The organism is Spirosoma aerolatum, from assembly GCF_002056795.1.
GTDB lineage: Bacteria > Bacteroidota > Bacteroidia > Cytophagales > Spirosomataceae > Spirosoma > Spirosoma aerolatum.
This window is the reverse complement of sequence record NZ_CP020104.1, coordinates 4,683,081-4,701,553: the sequence shown is the minus strand read 5'-3', so window position 1 is coordinate 4,701,553 and position 18,473 is coordinate 4,683,081. Positions and strand designations below refer to the sequence as shown.

Sequence of the window (18,473 nt, the reverse complement as noted above, 5' to 3'; positions counted from 1 at the left end):
AGATATTACTTTTTAGTTAAAAATAACAGTATGATTGCTTACGAACGAGCGGTTCGAAACGAATTGATCCGCTGGCAACAGGCCATGCAGAAGCCGCCATCCGCCTTTGGCAAGCTCTCAACGTCGTTGCAGCGCCGAATAAATCGCATCATTCCCGATCGGGTCCATGCCATTATTACAGGGACGATTAAGCAGATGACACGGGCGGTTTTATTTGGGGCTGAGTTTCTGAACAAGCCCCCAGTAGAAGGACAGACACTTACACAACGCGACGCGGCTGTAGCAAAACGGATCGATTTTTATCGGAAAACCAGCGCGGCTGAAGGTGGGGTAACCGGGGCAGGTGGGTTTTGGCTCGGACTGGCCGATTTTCCCATTCTGTTGGCGTTAAAAATGAAAATGCTGTTCGAAATTGCCAGCCTGTATGGTTTTTCGGTGAGCGACTACCGCGAGCGGGTTTTTATTCTGTATGTCTTTCAACTGGCCTTTTCGAGCCAGGAGCGTCGGCAGGTGGTATATGAGTACATCGCCAACTGGCCCGAACACAGCCGTCAATTACCGGAAGATATCAATCAGTTCGACTGGCTAACCTTTCAGCAGGAGTATCGCGACTATATCGACCTGGCGAAGATGGCCCAACTGATTCCTGGTATCGGAGCAGCGGTGGGCATTGTTGTCAATTATCGGCTGATTAATCAACTAGGCCGGACCGCCATGAATGCGTACCGGATGCGACTAATAGCGGCTGATAAATCTTCATTGTTAACCGAGTAGTCAGGCTAAAAAATAACCTGTTTATGGCTTTCTAGGGGTTTGGTAGCCCAGGAAGCCAGACGTTGCCGGATCGTAGCCCATTACCTGTTTGGTGATGTCGCTGATTAATCGTAGGCCAGTGGCTGAATTGGTAAAGTATACAACGGCATCTTTGCGGCTACGACTGCCAACTAGATAACATTTGAACGCTCCATTGTCGCCCCAGTGCCAGAAATAGGTATCGTTGGGTGTGCGTTCCAGCCCGAAGCCGAGTCCCCAGTACAACCGGGTCGATAAGGAATCGCCCGAAAAGCGGGTTGGGAGCTGCGTTTGCTGACTGAGTATCTGATCAACAGTTGACGCTTTCAGGCCCTTTGGTGTAAGAATGGCCAGTATGAATTTGGCGTAGTCGTTGGCCGAGGTTTGTAAGGAGTAGGCCATATTCGCCTGATCGGGTTTATATTTTTCGCCAACGTTATCGCCTTCGTAATGGGGTAGGGCAACGTGTGAATCGAATGTGGGCTTCCAGACATAACCGCTGTTGGTCATGCCCAGTGGGTTTAGTACCCGCTCTTCCATGAATTCGTTGATGGGCTTGCCCGTAATTTTTTCAACCACTTTTTGCAGATACACAAAACCTTCGCCCGAATACCCGAATCGTTCGCCGGGCGTACGCAGCATAGCAAGCTCAGAAGAACGTCGGTTTTTACGCCAGTTCGGTAAGCCACTTCGGTGGCTCAGAACCAGTCGGGCCGTGATTTTTTTATAACGCTCATCAGTCGCTACATCAGAGTAGGGAAGGTACTCACACAAGGGTTTGTCCAGGTCAAGCAATCCTTGGTCCACCAGTTGCAGAACAGCGTAGGCAAACGTAGGTTTAGTAAGCGAAGCAGCTTCGAAAATGGTTTCGGAGGTTACTTTCTGGGTCGAATCGGAGCGGGTAAGACCATAACCTTTGTGATACACTAGCTTATTCTGCCGGATGATGGCGATGGACAGACCCGGTATGCTATCCCGTTTCATCAGTTGGTCGATGAAGGCGTCGAACTGAGCTGGATTCCTTTCCAGTTCCTTAGTTTGCGCAGGGAGTAAGGTAGGTGTAAGCGACAACACCAGTATAAACAGAAGCCAGCAGGTAGGTGTAAAACGTGTTAGCATGGACAAAGGCTAGAAGTTTATGTAAAGATGCCGTATGTCGGGCTGGGGTTGCACCCGCTGTTAACGTTTTCAAAATGCGTAGGCCGCGTGCATCAACAGGCTGACTTCAAATGAGTTGTCGTGCGTGTTAGCTCCGCCTAATTGCCCAAAGTTATAACTCCATACGGGTTGGGCTGATAATGTATACCGATCGGTCAGTTTATAGCGAGCCCCTGCACCCAGTAACCCCAGAAAGATAGGTCGCGGTTTATCGAGTAGCCGTAAATATTGGGTCGATTCACCCGTTCGCTTTACGACCACCCGCGAGGTTATGGGGAGATCGACCAGGAAACCCATTGAGAAAAAGGGGGACAATCGTTTGAGCGATGAGTAATAATTGAGTTGGATTGGAAATCGGACGACCCGTTTGTGAAGCGCGATGGTGCCTTCGCCTGCTGTGGGTTGCCGTTCCTGCCGTATGGTAAGCTGCTGAAACCAGATACCCGATGAGTATGACCAGCCGGGGGCATAGTCCCGAATGACGGATACCCCAGCCGAAAAGCCGGTTGCCCAGCGGCTGCCGTTCAGGAAAACAGGCTCCACAATCTGCCCATCGCTTTCTGGGTAGAGATACCGGAATTTGTATACTGTATGAGAAAAAGTAGGGGAGATCGCTGCCGAAAGAGACAGCTTTTTCTGACCGAAAGCCAATGCGATTGGAGAAATGAGTAAGGCAAGCAAAAGACACAACGTCCTGTTCATACTGAAACCGCTGAGTTCGGGCAGGAAAGATACACCGACAACCGATTGGACCCGTTAACTTAGCCCCAAAATTACCAATCTTACGTTCGCTCATGCTCTTTTTAGCCCTTAGCATCCTGCTTTCGGTGCTGTTGCTGCTGAATTTTCGGATATTTCCCCGCTACCAGGTCGATACGTTTCAGGCCATTGTGTTCAACTACCCGGTTTGCTTTCTCACTGGATTGCTGCTCTTACCCGCCGGGCAGTCGTTTACCATTGATTTTTCGCAGACCTGGACCTGGCTGGCATTTGGCCTGGGGGTTGGCTTCATCCTTACATTCATGCTGTCGGGGGCATCGACACAGCGGATGGGTATTACGGCGACGTCGCTGGCGAACAATCTTTCGCTGGTGGTACCGGTGTGCTTCAGCCTGTTTGTCTTTAAAACAGGAGGGAAGGTGTTCGATGCCCTGAACTACTTTGGTCTTGTCCTGGCCGTTGTGGCGGTTGGGTTAAGTACGTATAAGCCTGAATCGGCATCTGACCCCAGCGCAAAGCGTGGCCGATTGGGAGCCAATGTCCTGCTGCCAATAGGCGTATTCCTATTTTATGGTGCCACCAACACCATGATCAACTACATGAACCTGCACTATATTCCTTCGACCGATAAAACCATTCAGGTAACCCTGACTATGGTGATCGGGGCAATCGTCGCAGGTTTGTTGATGCTGATCATCCGACTCATTCAGGGAAAAGAGCGGATTCATCCCCGTAATCTGGTTGGAGCTGTTTCGCTGGGTATTCCCAATTTTCTGAGTTTCTATACGCTGGTTATGGCCCTGTCGGCATTTGGCGGAAATGGCGCCTTTGTGTATCCACTCTACAACATCGGTGTTATTCTGCTGGCTGCCCTTATGGCCGCTCTGTTCCTTAAAGAATCGCTCTCGACGGCCAATAAACTTGGCCTGGGCTTAGCTATTGTAGCAATTAGCCTGATTTCCTGGCAGGAGTTAGCCTCGCTTCGGGTATAATCCCGTTTGTTTTCTTGCCGGACTAACAGGTGTATGGCGGAGAGAAATTGGCGTTACAATCGGACGATTCATTACAGGTGGTGGCGCAACGGATCGGCTATTTACCCAGCGCTGAGGTTAAATTCCGGAAATAAACGACTTTTGTTCTAATAAACCCTTCGAGTGTATGACATTGAAACTGATGGCTAAGTCCGTGGCAGGGCTGGCTGCTTTGGGCACCTTGCTGTTTGTCGCCCCCGGTTATTTACCTGAAAAATCGGCTACTGTTCAGAAACCCGCCCGTCCGAACATTATTTTTATTTTCTCCGACGACCATACGCATCAGGCCATCAGCGCGTATGGAAGCAAACTGGCTAAAACACCCAATATCGACCGGATTGCCAGCGAGGGCGCTATTTTGCATACTAACATTGTGACCAATTCCATTTGTGGCCCCAGCCGGGCTACGCTACTTACGGGCCAGTTTAGCCACGTGAATGGGTACAAACTCAATGAGAAGGTGTTCGATATCCGGCAGTCGGTATTTCCCGAAGAGTTGCAGAAGAATGGCTATCAGACGGCCTGGGTTGGGAAAATGCACCTGGGTGCACTACCGCATGGTTTCGATTACCTGAACGTACTACCCGGACATGGCCATTACTACAATTCCGATTTTGTGAATTCTAAGAATGAAACGGTACGGTATCCGGGCTATGTGACCAACGTCATTACGAAACTGTCGCTCGACTGGCTGAAGCAGCGCGACGAATCGAAGCCATTTTTCCTGGTCGTCGGTCACAAAGCTACCCACCGCGAGTGGCTGCCCGATATTCCTGATCTGGGGGCGTATGATAACCGCACCTTTCCCATTCCGCCAACCTTTTATGACGATTATGCAGGACGCTTAGCGGCTCAGGATCAGGATATGACCATCGATAAAACGATGCGGCTTAAAGAGGATCTGAAAGTTCATCTCGATTATGACAATAAGGGCGCCTTCAATGGCTACAATCGGTTTACCCCCGAACAACGTAAACCTTTTCAGGCCTACTATGATAAAATTAGCCGGGAGTTTGACGAGAAAAAGTTAACAGGTAAAGCCCTGGTCGAGTGGAAGTACCAGCGCTATCTGAAAGATTATCTGTCAGTAGCCAATTCATTGGATCGAAACATTGGCGAATTGCTGGATTATCTGGATAAAACAGGCCTGGCGAAAAACACCGTAGTGGTGTATGCATCCGACCAGGGATTTTACATGGGCGAGCATGGCTGGTTCGACAAACGCTGGATTTACGAAGAATCGCTGAAAACGCCCTTTGTAATTCGGTATCCGGGAGTGATCAAACCCCATACGCACATCAACCAACTGGTATCGAATATCGACTGGGCTCCGACGATCCTCAACCTGACTGGTACGGCTATTCCAAGCTATATTCAGGGCGAATCGTTTCTGCCATTACTGAAAGGCGAAAAGACAAATTGGCGAAAGGAAGCGTATTATCATTATTATGAGTTCCCGCAGCCGCACCACGTATCCCCCCATTTTGGCATCCGAACCGAGCAATACACATTGGCACGTTTTTACGGTCCGAAGGATTTCTGGGAACTGTACGACATCAAAAAAGACCCGCACAACCTGCATAATTTGTACGGCCAGAAAGGCTACGAAGCCATTACGGCCGATTTGAAAAAGAAACTGACGGAGCAGATAAAGAAATATAAGGACGATGAGGCTCTTAAACTGGTTGACACCAAATCGTAATAAAATCACCTCACCGACAGGGAGGCCCGGCCTTATAGCAGATGAGGGGGACGAAGGTTTACTTGTCTCAGCTTTAGTAAATAAAAATAAGATGGGCTTCTTTTTAGCCCTTCCCCTGAAAACAGGGGAGGGGTTGGGTTGTGGTAGCCTGCTGTTCTCAGCGATTTTCATCACTCTGGCAGGGTGCTCGTCTTCCAGCCAGAATGATGAAGAAAAGGCACAGGCTAAAGCTGATTCGGCCGCGGCCTGTATCGCGGAAGGGATGCCTTCGCGGGCGGCTGCTATTCGGCAGGGGGCTTCCGGTCCAGAGTCGGGAACGGGCACTACGGCTGGTATGGTCTGGATACCCGGTGGTAATTTTCTAATGGGGGCCGATGAGTTTGTGGATGCCCGTCCGGTTCATCCAGTCGCCGTAAAAGGATTCTGGATGGATGAGCATGAGGTGACCAATGCCGAGTTTGCCCGATTCGTTACCGCTACGGGTTATAAAACCATTGCCGAACGCCCACTCAACCCGGCCGATTATCCGAGTGTTCCAGCTGAACAACTTGTGCCGGGTTCTGCCGTGTTTACGCCCCCTTCCCAGAAAGTAACGCTCGAAAACCCCTTACGCTGGTGGCAGTATGTGAAAGGAGCCAGCTGGCAGCATCCTACTGGCCCATCGAGCACCCTAAAAGGGCATGAGAACGAGCCCGTTGTGCATGTTAGTTATGAGGATGCACTCGCCTATGCCAACTGGGCTGGGAAACGATTACCCACCGAAGCCGAATGGGAATTTGCGGCCCAGGGGGGGAAAGGAAATCAGACCTATTATTGGGGAACGGAACTGAAACCGGCTGGGAAATGGGTAGCCAACATCTACCAGGGCAGTTTTCCCGACCATAATACCTCCGAAGATGGCTTTGCTGGTGTAGCGCCGGTAAAATCGTTTTCACCTAACCCGTATGGGTTGTATGATATGGATGGCAACGTGTGGGAGTGGTGTCAGGATTTTTACCGGCCCGACTATTACGCAACGTTGGTGAAAGACAATCCAAAAGGCCCCTCGGACAGTTACGACCCTGACGAACCCGGTGCGGTGAAGCGGGTGCAGCGGGGTGGTTCCTTTTTATGCAGCGATGAGTATTGCATTCGCTACAAAGCGGGTAGCCGGGGCAAGGGTGAAGTGACCAGTGGAAGTAATAACCTCGGTTTCCGTTGTGTACGGGATAAGTAATCGAACACAGATCGGTATGATTCTTAGGATTTACACGGGTAAAAATCTTGCTCGTTCAAACGAATCACACCGATCTGTGTTCGATCATTCGTCCTAAATCCCGGTAAAAATGCGTACCTTTACGGTTCAATTGAACAGATAATCAGGACATGCTATCGGTACAAAACGTCTCACTGCGCTATGGTAAGCGGGTGTTATTCGACGATGTAAATATAAAATTCACCTCTGGCAACTGCTACGGCGTCATCGGTGCCAACGGAGCTGGTAAATCAACGTTTTTAAAAATTCTGTCCGGTGAAATCGAGCCGCAGACGGGTGGCGTATCCATCACACCTGGTGAGCGGATGTCGGTGCTGAAACAGAACCAGTCCGCTTATGATGAATTTCCGGTGTTGCAGACGGTAATCATGGGTAACCAGCGCCTGTACGACATCATGCAGGAAAAAGACGTACTCTACGCCAAGACCGACTTCACCGATGCTGACGGCGAAAAAGCCGCTGAACTCGAAGCCGAATTTGCCGAAATGAACGGTTGGGATGCCGAATCAGATGCTGCACAACTGTTATCGGGCCTGGGCATTAAAGAAAGTATGCACTACGCCCAGATGGCGGATTTGAATGGTTCGGAAAAAGTGCGGGTGCTGTTGGCGCAGGCCCTGTTTGGAAATCCCGACATTTTGTTGCTCGACGAACCGACCAACAACCTCGACGTAGAATCGAGCATCTGGCTCGAGAACTTCCTGGCTAATTTCGACAATACCGTGATTGTTGTATCGCACGACCGGCACTTTCTGGATCAGGTGTGTACACAAATCGTCGATATTGATTTCAGTAAAGTGAAGCTCTTTGCTGGAAACTATTCGTTCTGGTACGAATCGAGTCAACTGGCACTGAAACAACGGCAGGATCAGAACAAGAAAACCGAAGATAAGCGGAAAGAACTGGAAGAGTTTATCCGTCGGTTCTCGGCTAATGCCTCGAAGTCCAAACAGGCTACCAGCCGGGCCAAGCTGCTGGAAAAGCTTACGATTGAGGATATTCAACCCTCGTCGCGGAAGTATCCGTATGTGAACTTCAAATCGGAACGGGAGCCCGGCGATCAGATTCTGACGGTCGAAAATCTGACGTATACAGCCGAAGATGGCACCAAACTGTTCGAAAACCTGTCGTTTACGGTCAATCGGAAAGACAAAATTTTTCTCTATAGCCGCGATGGCCTGGCTGTTTCGGCCCTGATGGATATTCTGGCGGGCGAACGCAAGGCCGATTCGGGTACGTTTAAGTGGGGTATTACGATCACCATGTCGTATTTCCCGACGGATGCGGAAAAAGATAAATTCTTCCAGACAGACCTTAATCTGGTTGACTGGCTACGGCAGTACTCAACGGAAAAGGATGAAAGCTTTATCCGGGGATTTCTGGGCCGGATGTTGTTTTCGGGCGAAGAGTCGCTGAAAAAAGCCAGTGTATTGAGCGGGGGGGAAAAAGTGCGGTGTATGCTATCGAAAATGATGCTGTCGGGGGCTAACGTGCTGCTGCTCGACGAACCGACCAACCACCTCGACCTTGAATCCATCGAGTCGCTCAACAATGGGTTGATCGACTTTAAAGGCCCAGTGCTGTTTACCTCACACGACCACCAGTTTGTACAGACCATTGCCAACCGGATCATCGAAATCACCCCGGCAGGTATTATCGACAAACTAATGACCTACGATGAGTTTATTGCCGATGAGCGCGTAAAAGCGCAGCGTGAAGGGCTATATGAAGCAGTGGCCTAGCTTTTGGCTAGTTGCTTATAGAACGGGGCTGACGCATGCATCAGCCCCGTTTTTATATAAAACAGCATGGACACAATCGATTATTTATAGCCGGGTATGGGTCAGTTTATTGGACCGAATCCTCACTATATTTCTCCTGCTCCATGGCAAATTTGCGCGTGATTCGGGCGCGTTCCCGCATGAATGCTGCTTTCTCAAGGAATTGCTCAGCAGCGTCTTCGTTTCCCCCTTCAGCAAATTGTTTTCCCGAATTCTCCAACAATAGGACGGTTTCTTCCAGGCTACGGACGGCTTTCCAGTATGACTCTTCTACTACTTTCGTCGTTTCGGCGAGGAGAGAACTTGCCGTAAACGCGTGGCCCGTATGGCAGCGGTATCGAATGAGTTTGCCTTCTTTGATACTAATTAAAGCGCCATTACATTCTGGGCAGGTCAGTGGAGTCAACTCTCCCATATTCAGGATACCCAGATCGAATGCACTGTCCTGAGCTGCAATGTTAACTTCCGTTTCCAGTCGTTTTTCTTCTTCCTTAGAAAGCGCCGGTTTTTCCATCACCGTCTCTTTAGTCAACCGGATTAATAGAAGAGCCATGTCAGCTACGGGCAGCGAATAATCTACATCGACATAATTCAGAACACTACTGGGCATGCTGGCATACATGGCCTCTTCTGGTTCCTGGATGATACAGGTGCCACCCAGTCGTTTAATCGACCACATACCTGATGTGCCATCATCGAGCATTCCGGTTAATACGATGCCGATAACCCTGGGACCATATGTATAAGCGGCCGAGCGAAACAGGGCATCGATTGACGGTCGAAAACGGTTTTCTTTAGGACCTTTTTTAACAATAACCTGATCATATTCGACCAGTAGGTGATGATCGGGCGGGGCGATATAAATGTGCCCTGGCTGAATCAATTCACCATCCAGTGGATGCGTTGCTATCAAATGTCCTGCTGTTGTCAAAATATCGGGTAAATAACTTGGTGCATGAGGGGATACATGCTGAACAACAAACAGAGCGGGCTGAAAGTCAGATGGTAATGCAGCGACTAATTCTTTCAGGGCATATACGCCCCCTGCTGATGCGCCAATAACAATTATATCCCGCTTTGTCATATTGGTGGGAAGGTTTAACTTTATTAGGGTTTAATTAAAACGTACTCACTTCAGGAAGGGAGGCACTAAGCGCAGACACTAATCTAGTTAACTACAGAAATACTGCTTGGTTAGAAGCGGTCTACAAAATATGGCAAAGAAGAAAGCTACTTCTACTACTGCCCAACCAGCCTCTGTTTCTAATGTTCCGATTGTAGCGATTGGCGCTTCGGCTGGTGGTCTGGAAGCGTTGGTCGAACTATTGAAAAATTTATCGCCCACGACCGGGTTGGCCTACGTCTATATTCAACACCTCGACCCTTCCCAGGAAACGCATCTGGTAGACATACTAAGCAGGGCCACGGTAATGACCGTACTGGAAGCTGAGCACCAGATGCGGGTAGAACCGAATCAGCTTTACATTATTCCGCCCGACCGGGATATGGAGGTAGCAGATGGCATACTCACCCTACAGCTTCGACCAACTCGTTCGTCGATCCATATGCCCATCGACCAGTTTTTTCTATCATTGGCAGAGCGGCAGAGAGAAGGGGCAATTGCCGTGATTCTGTCCGGAACGGCTTCTGATGGAACACTTGGCCTGCGGGCGATTAAGGCGGCAGGAGGGATTACATTTGCCCAGGACGACTCCGCCCGGTTTCTGAGTATGCCCCGGTCGGCCATTGCGGAAGGAGTCGTTGACCGGGTATTATCGCCCGTCGAAATTGCCAGAGAGCTGGAGCGATTGAGTGGCCAGATTTCGTTGTTTCAGCAAACAAAGGTGATTGAGAATCAGGAGAATGAGCATCAGGGATCATTCAAAGAAGAATCGGTCGAAGGCTCCAACGAAGACCTGAGAAGTATTATTCAGCTATTACGCCGGGCTACCGGGGTAGATTTTAGCCATTATAAAGTAACGACCATACGTCGTCGGATTATTCGCCGAACCTTGCTTTATAAACTTGACTCGCTGCGAGCCTACGCCGAATACCTGCGCCAGCATCCCGAGGAAGCGATGTTGCTCTATGATGATCTGCTGATCAACGTGACGACCTTCTTCCGGGATACCGATACCATGGACTATATCCAGAAAGTGCTGTTGCCGCAACTGGTTCGGGAAAAAGCATCGGCCGAGCCGATTCGTATCTGGGTACCGGCCTGCTCGACTGGGCAGGAAGCCTATTCAATGGCGATGCTGTTACTTGAAGTGCTGGGCGAATACTCACTGAGTCGTACTATTCAGCTGTTTGCGACCGACCTGAGCGAATCGGCAGTTGCGAAAGCCCGGTTGGGAAGCTATACGCGGGGAGAGGTGATGGATGTATCGCCCCGGCGGCTGCAACGGTTTTTTACCAAAGTAGATGATCACTACCGCATTAATAAATCGGTTCGGGACCTATGCGTGTTTGCGCCCCATAACCTGCTGAAAGATCCACCATTTTCACGACTGGACCTAATTAGCTGTCGAAATCTGCTGATCTATCTTGATACACCTCTCCAGCGCAAAGCCATCATTACGTTTCATTATGCACTGAATCCCAATGGCTATCTGGTTCTGGGTAAGTCAGAAACAGTGGGCACATCGGCTCAGCTTTTTTCGCAGTTGGAAAAGAACTACAAGGTATTCACACGCCGAAATGATGTCGATAGCCGGGCCACCTTTGCCATGACGCCCCGGCAGCTTGATGGCGAAAATCCGGCTCGTCCAATTAGCGTTCCTAAAATCATAAACCCGTTCAATGGCGAAATGGGGTTACGGAACGTGGCATTCGGCTTGACGACAAATTCTGCCTTTGATCTGGATAAACTGGTTGATAACCTGTTGCTTAGTCAGTATGTGCCGGCTAGCGTAGTGGTTAATCAGGATATGGATATTCTTCAGTTTAGAGGCTCAACGGGCTTATTTCTTGAACCCTCTCCCGGCAAAGCTAGCCTGAATCTGATCCGAATGGCTCGCCCTACGCTGGTATTTGAATTGCGAAACGCCATTCATAAAGCACATAAATCGAGTGAGACCGTACGGAAAAGTGGACTGGAATTCAAAGTGCGTAATAAAACGCACTACGCATCGATTGAAGCCATACCCTTGGATACGGCGACTGGTGAGCGGCTGTTTCTGATTATTTTTGAAGAGATAGAACCGCCGACAACTCCCGTTACGCAATCGACCAGCGCCCGAAACAAACGGATCAAAGAACTGGAAACGGAACTGGCCAACCTCCGTGAGGACATGCGTTCGATTATTGAAGAGCAGGAAGCCAGCAATGAAGAGCTCCAGTCGGCCAATGAGGAAATCATCAGCAGCAATGAAGAACTCCAGAGTATTAATGAAGAGCTGGAAACCAGTAAAGAAGAGATCGAATCTACCAATGAAGAATTGCTGACGATCAATCAGGAACTTCAGGTACGAAATGACCAATTGTCGGAAGCGCATCAGTTTTCGGAAGATATTTTCCGAACCATCCGGGAGGCTACGCTGATTCTGGATACTGAACTGCGGGTAAAAAGTGCCAATCCAGCTTTTTATCGGCTGTTTCAACTTACCGAAACGGCAACTGAACGGCGGCTCATTTATGAACTGGGCAACCGCCAGTGGGATATACCCGAACTTCGGTTGATGCTGACGGATATTGTAACTTCAGGAGCGCAGTTTCAGGGATTCGAGCTAACCTATTCGTCGCCAGAAACGGGCGATAAAATTCTGTCGCTCAATGCCCGTCGGGTTGTTCGGCAACAGGATTCTATTCTCCTGGCCATTGATGACATTACCGAGCGTCGAAGATCGCAGGAATTGCTGGCCGAACGGGAGGCTTGGTTTCATCAGATTGCCGACAACGCCCCCACACTCATCTGGGTGACGGATGCCGATGGACATATTACGTTTCTGAACAAAGTCTGGCTCAATTATACCGGACGGAGCATGAAAGATGTGCAGGAGCATGGCTGGGTCGAGAGCCTTCATCCCGACGATCAGGCGGTTTATCAGGTTGCTTACAACCGCAACATTAAAGTTCGGCAGATGTTTAACTCAGAGTACCGTCTCCACCGACGCGATGGTGAATACCGCTGGATGCTGGAAAATGCGCAGCCTTTATTTTCCGCAGATGGTACATTCAAGGGTTATATAGGCTCATCGGCGGATGTTCATTTACAGCACGAGATCAATCAGGAATTGGATCAGCGCGTGCAGAAACGGACTGAGGATGTGGCTAAGCGTACCCGGCAGTTGAGCACACTGGTCGAAAACACACCAGATGTGATTACCCGTTGGGATAGTAATCTACGGCTGCTGTTTGCCAACCATGCGTTTGTCGAGAAAACCGGACAATCGATCGGCGATCTGCTGGGTAAAACCAATGCCGAAATGGGCATGACCGACGACATTGCTGGCCCTTATATGGCTAAACTGCGGTATACATTCGATACGGGCCAATCGCAGGAGCATTATAACGCGTTTCAGACGCAAAGTGGGTTGGCTCAGTTCTATTCGCGCATGGTGCCCGAATTTGGACCCGATAATACGATTGAAAGTGTTCTGGCCATTGCCCGCGATATTACGGATCTGCAAAAGGCCGAACGTGAACTCGAAACGACGGCACTGAACCTCCAGGCCGTTCTGAATAGTTCACCGGCTGCTATCGGGTTTCTAAAGCCGATTCGCGATAGGAACCAGATCATAACGGATTTTCAGCTAGTTGTCTGCAATGCAGAATTTGCGGCTGTTGCCGATTATACAATTGAACAATTGATAGGATCAACCCTCGCTCAGTTGGCTGAAAAACTCTGGCAGGAACAGACCTTGCCCAACGTTCGGCACGTTCTGGAAACCGGCGAACCGTTTCAGGAAGAACGATATGAACCCACCGCCGATCAATGGATGCTTATCACTTTACTGAAATATGATGATGGTGTAGTACTGACCGGGCGGGATATCAGCCTGCTGAAAAAGGCAGAACAGCAGCAGGAACAGTTACTGACTGAATTAGAGAAATCGAACGAGAGCATACAGATTCTGGAACGACTTCGGCAACAACTCCGTGAAAGGAGCGAACTCCTGCGCAGCACCTCGCACGATCTGCGGGGTAATTTTGGTATTATTCAGGGGGCCGCTTCCCTACTCGATTTTGCCAGTTCTGATGACGAACGGCGGCAAATGTTGGTTATGCTCCAGCGCAATATTCAGCAGGCTACCCAACTAATAACCGAAATGCTCAACATGGCCCGGCTGGAAGCAGGGCAGGAAGAGTTGCACATCACTTCGTTTGATGCGGCTGAGTTACTCAACGAACTGGCAGAAAGTGTACGACCGCTTGCCAGAGAACGAAATTTGTGGCTCAAGGTGGAAGGCGATGAATGCTTGATGGTTGAGAGTGATAGCGTAAAAGTTCGTCGCATTGCTCAGAATCTGCTGTTGAACGCCCTGAGTTATACGAATACAGGAGGGGTGTCAATAAGCTGGAAACCGGAGGCTGACCGCTGGCTACTGATAATTGCCGATACAGGACCGGGGTTGCCGGCCCCACCCCATACGAAAACGGGTGAAGGTATTGGGCTGATAATTGTCCGGCAGTTGTGTGAATTACTGGGTGGCCAGATGGCGATAGAGAGCCAGCCCAACAAAGGAACACGTTTTCTGTTATGGTTTCCTCAGAGGTATGGCCGGGATTGACCCTATACCGGACAAATCAGTTATTGATTTTGGGCAATACATCAGCCCTTAAATCGCCAAAGTGTAGTTACTCAGTTAGGGATATGTGTATGGAACTAAAAGTAATCTACTGTTTGTGGTTGATGATGAGCAGAATTACAGGTTTTTAGTTGAACTGATTTTTAGACGGCTTGTACCTCAATATAGCGTACGCTTTTTTCGGGTGGCGATGCCTTTCTGGATTATCTGACCACCGATAGCACAGGGCAGGAACCGGGTTCGAATCGGCTACGGCCCAGCCTGATTCTATTGGATATGCACATGCCTGACCTGAACGGTCTACAAACACTGATGGAACTGCGTCGGAATGAATCCTGGCGTCGTACTCCCGTCGTTATGATGCGTAATGCCAGTTCGCTGGAAGAACGCGATGCCAGTTATGAAGCTGGAGCTAACCCCTTTTTAGTAAATCCCGCTGGGTTGGAGCCACTTCGGGAAACTCTGGAGATGGTCTGTCACTAGTGGCTGCGGATGAATCGGCTGCCCTTTGCCTAGTTAATTATCCGCTGAGTAGCGGCATCAGTGTAACAAACTGTGGACTCAACAGTTTATCCAGCGGAATTTTGGGATCACTACATCAATGAATCGTTTTTTTCGGGAGAATGGGCTATCAGTTGTCCTGCTCATTATTACAGTACTTACACTGGTAGGCCAAACGTTGGTTGGCTGGGCGGTTTTCAATGAGGAACTTCAGGAGTATGGAAAGCCTCCGCTGGTATTAGCAAGTTATCTTACCAGCGGACACTATATCGAAGCCGTCTTTGAAAATTGGGAAAGTGAATTTCTACAAATGGGGCTCTATGTGCTGCTGACAGTTTCCCTGTTTCAGAAAGGCTCTTCCGAATCCAAAAGCCTGACCGAATCTGAAGAAGTGGATCGGGAGCCGCAACCCACTCGCAAAGGAGCGCCCTGGCCCGTTAAACGGGGAGGGTGGATCTCGAAACTCTATCAGAATTCGCTTAGTCTGGCTTATTTTCTGCTTTTTGCCCTTTCGTTCTGGCTACACGCGCTGGGTGGCCTCAAGGAGTATAATACCGAACAGACCCTGAAAGGGAAAGCCGAACAGCTCACACTCGTGGAGTTTATGAGTAGTAGTGATTTCTGGTTTCAATCGCTGCAAAACTGGCAGAGTGAATTTTTGTCGGTGCTGTCAATCGTTGTCCTTTCTATTTTTCTTCGGCAGAAGGGCTCCCCGCAATCCAAGCCGGTCGATGCATCGAATGATGACACGGGCGAATAACCCATTTTACAGTGCTGAGGAGGCTTTCCGTTCTGAAAATACTAGTTTTTGTCGGCCTTTTCTTCTGTCTGGTTTTATATGTCCGAGCCCTGCAAACGATCTTCAACGAGCCTTCGTCTGATATTATGCCGAGAGGTAAGTCACTGGCGTAATAATAGGCCGTTTGAGTAGTGAGGAGATACGATCTTACAGACGACCTATGCGCCCTTGTTATTGATCAATGTCCAGAACTATACGGCCAAAAAACAGTTTTGTCCTTCGGTTTTAAGGCTTGAAGTTCATGGGTTCGAAGCTGTAATAGTCCAACGTAATAAGGACGGATTTGCTGGTTGAATTTGGACTGATCTGGTGTATAAGTCTGAGGACGGGCTCGAATAAAGCATTGTATTCGATATAGAGATAGATCAACAGGCTGATAAGTAGTAGTACCATCGGCCAGATAATGCGCTTTATAAAACGTCGGTTCGATTTCATACAGGAAGCAGGATGTCCCTCGCCAATTGTCGGAGAAGTATCATACATAAGTTCAGCAGTGGAATTGAGTTAGTGACAATGAGGGTATGGGGTTACTGGCCAGCAGCGATCGTTTTTCAGACCGTTATCTTATTTTTTGGCAGCTATATCTGACGTTTGGATGCGTAGAAAGTTAATCAAGTCATCAACTTAATCCGACGCAATGGCAAAAGCAGATGAACTTAGTTACTGGCAACCTTTTACGAAAGCAGGTCAAACGTCGCAATGGGTCAGCGGTCTGAAAGATCATCTAAACCAAGCTACTCAGCTAGAAGATAGTCCCTGGCAATTTGATCGGGGCAGTCTGCAAACCTGCCTGACGCCCAGCTCATTCTGGATCGTATATAGCTTTGCAACGGCTGGAAAACTAGCGATTCGAACTTGTTTTGATCCGCAAACCATTCATGCTGTCAAACGTGGCAAGCAAACCGAAACAACGGTTGAATACCGTATCGATGGATCACTGGGAGCGTTTCGGGTAATGATCGAGCGATGCGTTGACGAGCCCATGCTACTGCGGTATACAACTTCGCTGAAACCGAATCAGGATTTTATTGTAGAAGCTTTCCCTCGTGACGTGTACCTGCTGAACAAAGACGGCGATCCCACCACTACCGAGGGAATGGTATATGTAACCCAGAGTGGCCCAACGGCTGGGCTCACGTATTTGTCCGTTACAAAACCCATCGAAGGTACGCTGCTGTATTTCCAGAATCTGACCGCCCTAAATGATTACTGCCAGCAAACGCACACGGACCCTTCTGGAACGGTGGACGCCCAGTGGCCTGAAGTTGGCTTTTCGCTACCAGCTGCTGAACAACCTCTGAAAGCAGGCAAGGAAGTGATTATATCAGATGCCTTTCTGTACCTCAATGAAGGTATTCCCGCCAACGAGTTTGAGGCTGCCGACATGTTTCTGAAGGCTATACCCTATATCTACCGCCAACTTCCCAAGCCCGAACCCGTTTATTTCGACTGGCCCAAAGCAGCTGAACAGACCATTCGGGCGCTGGCCAATTCGCCGGAATGTGGCCGACGGATCAGAAATCAGTTTTACCTCAATGCCTATGTTAGTGCCACGCAAAAACCACCCGAAAGTATGGTTCAACTGGCTATTCTGGTTCCGCTTTGGGAGTATCAGGAATGGCTGGAAAAACCAGTACCGCTGGTCGAGTTGCTGCAAAAAGCCATCCCCACTTTTTTCGATGAAAAAAAAGCGACGCTTACCCGCTGGCTACCCGGCGAGTCGTTTAAAAAAGATGAGCCCAGTGAAGAAGAAGATATTAATAAGATTGACTCCTGGTATCTGTTACATATTCTGATGAATCTGGGACGGCTGGCCGATAAAGGGAATACCGAAGCCAAAGACTTGCTGTTCCGTTCGCTGGAATTTGTGATTCGGGCTGCCCATCATTTTGGGTACAATTGGCCGGTCTTTTATGATAGTCGAACATTGGCCGTGATCAAGGCCGAAACCAGCGAAGGTAAAGGGGGCGAGTTGGATGCGGCCGGTTTGTTTACGCATGTTATGGTTCAGGCCTACGAGCTGAGTAAAGATCCGCGTTACCTTCAGGAAGCGGAGCAATCGGCCGAACGGCTACGGGGCAAAGGCTTTGAACTGCTTTATCAGTCCAATATCACGATCATGAGTGCTCTGACGCTGGTTAAGCTCTGGCGAATTACGGGCAAACGTCTGTATTTTGATCTGAGCCGGCTGAGCATTGCCAACGTGATTGCCCGTATGTGGATCTGGGAGTGCAACTTCGGACTTGGGCAGTTTTGCAGCACATTCATGGGTGTAGCACCGCTGAAAGATGCGCCTTACCTGGCCGCTTATGAAGAGGCTGAGATCATGGCTACCATGCTCAATTACCTGAAAGAACTCGGTAATGATGTTATCCCGGCTGCTCGGCTGGTGTTTGCCGAATTTATTAAATACCTGCTTCACCGGGGCCGCTATTATTTCCCGTCGGAGCTTCCAGCCGATATGATTTGTTCACAGCCCCGTGAGGGCCGGATGATCCCCGATTTACCAATACCTGTGGAAGACATCTCGACGGGCTGGAAGCAGGTTGGAGCCGTCGGACAGGAGGTATATGGTGGTGCGCTGGCCTATATCCTGACAACCTATGCTTATAAACGCTTCGAGGGCGTGCCCGTCATTATATACTGCAATTATCCTATTTACCAGGCTGACTATCAAATAATTGATCGGAAAAGTGGCTATGCTATTTTTTGTTTAAGTGGTCTGCCTGACTATACCTGTCAGGTGCGGATACTGGCCAAAGGAAGCAAGTTGCCCGCTATCCAATTGCTGGACGAAGACTCCGACAGCCCCAAGCCATTCATGGTTACCAGCAAGGATAAAACGTATCAGGAGTTTACCGTTCCGGGTAATCTACGGCTTCGGTTGGAGTGGGGGCCAACGCCTAAATCGCTTCGGACAACACGGAAGGTCAGCGAAAATCGGGTGCAGAATCAATCGTCAATAAAAACAAAATAGAGCATCC

General features: G+C 49.3%; 12 protein-coding genes. 9 read left to right on the top strand and 3 right to left on the bottom strand.

Annotated elements, in window-relative coordinates; all coding sequences use genetic code 11:
- The first annotated feature begins 30 nt into the window (after positions 1–30).
- On the top strand, positions 31–774 hold the full coding sequence (locus B5M13_RS19410) for an EcsC family protein (protein WP_080057241.1): 744 nt from the start codon (positions 31–33) through the stop codon (positions 772–774).
- Between the two features lie 21 nt (positions 775–795).
- Here the strand turns inward: B5M13_RS19410 and B5M13_RS19405 are convergent, their stop codons facing one another.
- A complete protein-coding gene (locus B5M13_RS19405) occupies positions 796–1,911 on the bottom strand; it encodes a serine hydrolase domain-containing protein (protein ID WP_080057240.1) in 1,116 nt (371 codons plus the stop codon).
- A 69-nt stretch (positions 1,912–1,980) separates the two neighbouring features.
- On the bottom strand, positions 1,981–2,652 hold the full coding sequence (locus B5M13_RS19400) for a hypothetical protein (RefSeq protein ID WP_080057239.1): 672 nt from the start codon (positions 2,650–2,652) through the stop codon (positions 1,981–1,983).
- Between the two features lie 92 nt (positions 2,653–2,744).
- Here B5M13_RS19400 and B5M13_RS19395 point away from each other — a divergent pair, with 92 nt between their 5' ends.
- The 4 genes from B5M13_RS19395 (at position 2,745) to B5M13_RS19380 (ending at position 8,400) form a co-directional block, all read left to right on the top strand.
- A complete protein-coding gene (locus tag B5M13_RS19395; RefSeq protein ID WP_080057238.1) occupies positions 2,745–3,662 on the top strand; it encodes a hypothetical protein in 918 nt (305 codons plus the stop codon).
- A gap of 166 nt (positions 3,663–3,828) precedes the next feature.
- Positions 3,829–5,403 carry a sulfatase family protein gene (locus B5M13_RS19390; protein ID WP_080057237.1) on the top strand — a complete coding sequence of 525 codons (1,575 nt, stop codon included), beginning with the start codon at positions 3,829–3,831 and terminating at the stop codon, positions 5,401–5,403.
- Between the two features lie 91 nt (positions 5,404–5,494).
- Positions 5,495–6,619 (top strand): formylglycine-generating enzyme family protein, encoded by a 1,125-nt coding sequence (locus tag B5M13_RS19385; protein WP_245859395.1) that lies wholly within the window; start codon positions 5,495–5,497, stop codon positions 6,617–6,619.
- Between the two features lie 149 nt (positions 6,620–6,768).
- Positions 6,769–8,400: an ABC-F family ATP-binding cassette domain-containing protein gene (locus B5M13_RS19380; RefSeq protein ID WP_080057236.1), complete on the top strand. Its 1,632-nt coding sequence runs from the start codon at positions 6,769–6,771 to the stop codon at positions 8,398–8,400.
- A 106-nt stretch (positions 8,401–8,506) separates the two neighbouring features.
- Here B5M13_RS19380 and B5M13_RS19375 read toward each other — a convergent pair whose 3' ends face one another.
- The gene (locus B5M13_RS19375) at positions 8,507–9,523 is read right to left on the bottom strand and encodes a chemotaxis protein CheB (RefSeq protein WP_080057235.1); all 1,017 of its coding nucleotides are present in this window, start codon (positions 9,521–9,523) and stop codon (positions 8,507–8,509) included.
- A 130-nt stretch (positions 9,524–9,653) separates the two neighbouring features.
- On the opposite strand from B5M13_RS19375, the gene B5M13_RS19370 reads away from it, so the two are divergent.
- From B5M13_RS19370 to B5M13_RS19350, 4 genes are all read left to right on the top strand, one after another.
- Positions 9,654–14,171, top strand: a complete 4,518-nt coding sequence (locus B5M13_RS19370; protein ID WP_080057234.1) for a CheR family methyltransferase — start codon at positions 9,654–9,656, stop codon at positions 14,169–14,171.
- A 300-nt stretch (positions 14,172–14,471) separates the two neighbouring features.
- Positions 14,472–14,672: a response regulator gene (locus tag B5M13_RS19365; protein ID WP_170061157.1), complete on the top strand. Its 201-nt coding sequence runs from the start codon at positions 14,472–14,474 to the stop codon at positions 14,670–14,672.
- 118 nt (positions 14,673–14,790) lie between these two features.
- A complete protein-coding gene (locus B5M13_RS19360) occupies positions 14,791–15,450 on the top strand; it encodes a DUF6766 family protein (RefSeq protein WP_080057232.1) in 660 nt (219 codons plus the stop codon).
- Between the two features lie 676 nt (positions 15,451–16,126).
- Positions 16,127–18,466, top strand: a complete 2,340-nt coding sequence (locus tag B5M13_RS19350; protein WP_080057230.1) for a hypothetical protein — start codon at positions 16,127–16,129, stop codon at positions 18,464–18,466.
- Positions 18,467–18,473 lie beyond the last annotated feature (7 nt).

What these genes read in the sequence shown, in the direction of transcription:
- B5M13_RS19350 (WP_080057230.1), top strand. Translation starts at nt 16,127, where the DNA reads ATGGCAAAAGCAGATGAACTTAGTTACTGGCAACCTTTTACGAAAGCA.
- B5M13_RS19365 (WP_170061157.1), top strand. Translation starts at nt 14,472, where the DNA reads ATGCCTGACCTGAACGGTCTACAAACACTGATGGAACTGCGTCGGAAT.
- B5M13_RS19405 (WP_080057240.1), bottom strand. Translation starts at nt 1,911, where the DNA reads ATGCTAACACGTTTTACACCTACCTGCTGGCTTCTGTTTATACTGGTG.
- B5M13_RS19400 (WP_080057239.1), bottom strand. Translation starts at nt 2,652, where the DNA reads ATGAACAGGACGTTGTGTCTTTTGCTTGCCTTACTCATTTCTCCAATC.
- B5M13_RS19390 (WP_080057237.1), top strand. Translation starts at nt 3,829, where the DNA reads ATGACATTGAAACTGATGGCTAAGTCCGTGGCAGGGCTGGCTGCTTTG.
- B5M13_RS19380 (WP_080057236.1), top strand. Translation starts at nt 6,769, where the DNA reads ATGCTATCGGTACAAAACGTCTCACTGCGCTATGGTAAGCGGGTGTTA.
- B5M13_RS19360 (WP_080057232.1), top strand. Translation starts at nt 14,791, where the DNA reads ATGAATCGTTTTTTTCGGGAGAATGGGCTATCAGTTGTCCTGCTCATT.
- B5M13_RS19410 (WP_080057241.1), top strand. Translation starts at nt 31, where the DNA reads ATGATTGCTTACGAACGAGCGGTTCGAAACGAATTGATCCGCTGGCAA.
- B5M13_RS19395 (WP_080057238.1), top strand. Translation starts at nt 2,745, where the DNA reads ATGCTCTTTTTAGCCCTTAGCATCCTGCTTTCGGTGCTGTTGCTGCTG.
- B5M13_RS19370 (WP_080057234.1), top strand. Translation starts at nt 9,654, where the DNA reads ATGGCAAAGAAGAAAGCTACTTCTACTACTGCCCAACCAGCCTCTGTT.
- B5M13_RS19375 (WP_080057235.1), bottom strand. Translation starts at nt 9,523, where the DNA reads ATGACAAAGCGGGATATAATTGTTATTGGCGCATCAGCAGGGGGCGTA.
- B5M13_RS19385 (WP_245859395.1), top strand. Translation starts at nt 5,495, where the DNA reads ATGGGCTTCTTTTTAGCCCTTCCCCTGAAAACAGGGGAGGGGTTGGGT.